The 1,528-nt window shown below is 60.2% G+C and carries 3 protein-coding genes; 1 reads left to right on the forward strand and 2 read right to left on the reverse strand.

What is annotated here, in order from left to right; translation table 11 throughout:
• Positions 1 to 917 (forward strand): hypothetical protein (locus ACRCSW_RS03660; protein ID WP_438702682.1); only part of this gene is annotated, 917 nt, incomplete at its 5' end.
• A gap of 30 nt (positions 918 to 947) precedes the next feature.
• On the opposite strand, the gene ACRCSW_RS03665 is transcribed toward ACRCSW_RS03660, so the two are convergent.
• Both ACRCSW_RS03665 and ACRCSW_RS03670 read right to left on the reverse strand, forming a co-directional pair.
• The gene (locus ACRCSW_RS03665; protein ID WP_438702683.1) at positions 948 to 1,193 is read right to left on the reverse strand and encodes a conjugal transfer protein TraD; all 246 of its coding nucleotides are present in this window, start codon (positions 1,191 to 1,193) and stop codon (positions 948 to 950) included.
• A gap of 1 nt (position 1,194) precedes the next feature.
• On the reverse strand, positions 1,195 to 1,528 hold a 334-nt coding region (locus ACRCSW_RS03670; protein WP_438702685.1), incomplete at its 5' end, for a conjugal transfer protein TraD.

Consider the following 1,528-nt stretch of genomic DNA (forward strand, 5'->3'; position numbering starts at 1 on the left):
TGCAGGCGTGGGAGCGGTATCGGTTGGCCATGGAGAGGAAGAACCGAAGCGAACGCACGATCGCGAGCTATCGCGATCACGTTGAGCGAATATTCAAGGATTGGTTGGATACGCCACTGGTTCAGATTGCCGAAGACCCTTCCATGGTCGCGGCCAGACATGACGCTGTCACGACCGAGAATGGGCCTTACATAGCGAACGGAAGCATGCGGACCTTCCGCGCAATCTACAATCACGCACGGAAAGCCAACCGCGAGTTGCCGCACGACAATCCCGTCGATGTGGTCGATTGGAACCAAGAAAAGCGTCGTGACACTGGCATGGGCGCGGCAGACCTTAACGACTGGTTCATCGAACTCGACAAACTCGACAACCCCATTCGTCGAGAGTTCCATCTGTTCACGTTGCTGTCAGCGCCGCGGCCTGCGGCAATGAAAGCGGCCAAGCCCCAGCATCTGGATCTGCGCCGTCGGGTGTTGCACATACCTCGCCCGAAAGGCGGTGCTGATCGAGCCTTCGACATCCCGTTGTCCCGACAGATGGTGGTATGTCTCACGCGCGCAATGCGCTTTGGCCGCCAAATGCATCCTCTCGAGGCAAGAGAATGGATATTCCCCGCCGACAGCACTGAAGGGCATCTGGTCGAAACTAAGGAGGATCGTGCCGTGCTCTCAAAGTGGGGAAACGATCTCAGGCAGACATACCGTACTGTCGCCACTTTAGCAGGCGTGTCGGAACTTGATGCTCATTTACTCATGAATCACGCGGCGCCGGGCATCAACGCGGGCTACATCACGCGGCATAAGCTGCTGGAGGACCATCTGCGTGCTCAGCAGCAGGCAATCAGCACCCTGATCTTCGGGGCTCTGAACGCTACCTCGGCAAGCAGAAAAGTGTTGGGAAGAAAGGGTGGCTAAGTTAGCCGCAAAGAAGGTTGAAAACCTCCCCTACCGATCGGATTGTACTTCGCCCTCGCGATCTGCCGCGAACGCCTGCTTGCCCTTCACGGTCCAGACCTCGCGCGCCTGTTCGCCCTGATCGCTTCTCAGCTTCTCGGCCATCCAGATGAGCGCGCCGTAGATCATAGTACGGTCGTCACCGGTGAGGTCGACAATCCCGGCCTTGATGACGAGGCCGCCGAGTTCGATCAGGTGCCGGGTGCGCTTGCGGCGGTCGACCTGCCAGTTGCGCATGTCATGCCGCGCCCGTGCCGCCCGATGCCGGTTGCGCGCCGCCCGGTTGCGCCGGAGAGCGGCTCGCGTCGCTGACAGTTGTCGGAGCAGATCGCCGCGATCTGCCGCGAAAGAATGCAGCTCCGCGCTTGGCCCATGCCTCCTTCTTGCCAGTGTCCTTCGTCTCGGCGAGCACGACTAACGCGCCCGCCAGTTCCTCGGCAGTGAGAAGGTACGCGCCGGTGGCTAAGACCAGTTCGCCAAGCCCAAGCACCTTGCGCACTCTGAGGTCTCGCGCCTTGTCTTCCAGCGCCTTCAGTTCCGCGTCGAAATCCCTGGGCTTGCGCATGGCAATC

Source organism: Tabrizicola sp. (genome assembly GCF_051645465.1).
In the GTDB taxonomy this organism is placed as follows: Bacteria; Pseudomonadota; Alphaproteobacteria; order Rhodobacterales; family Rhodobacteraceae; genus Tabrizicola.

Excerpts from the sequence above, each read along its gene's own strand:
- ACRCSW_RS03665 (WP_438702683.1), bottom strand. The coding sequence starts at position 1,193 with ATGCGCAACTGGCAGGTCGACCGCCGCAAGCGCACCCGGCACCTGATC.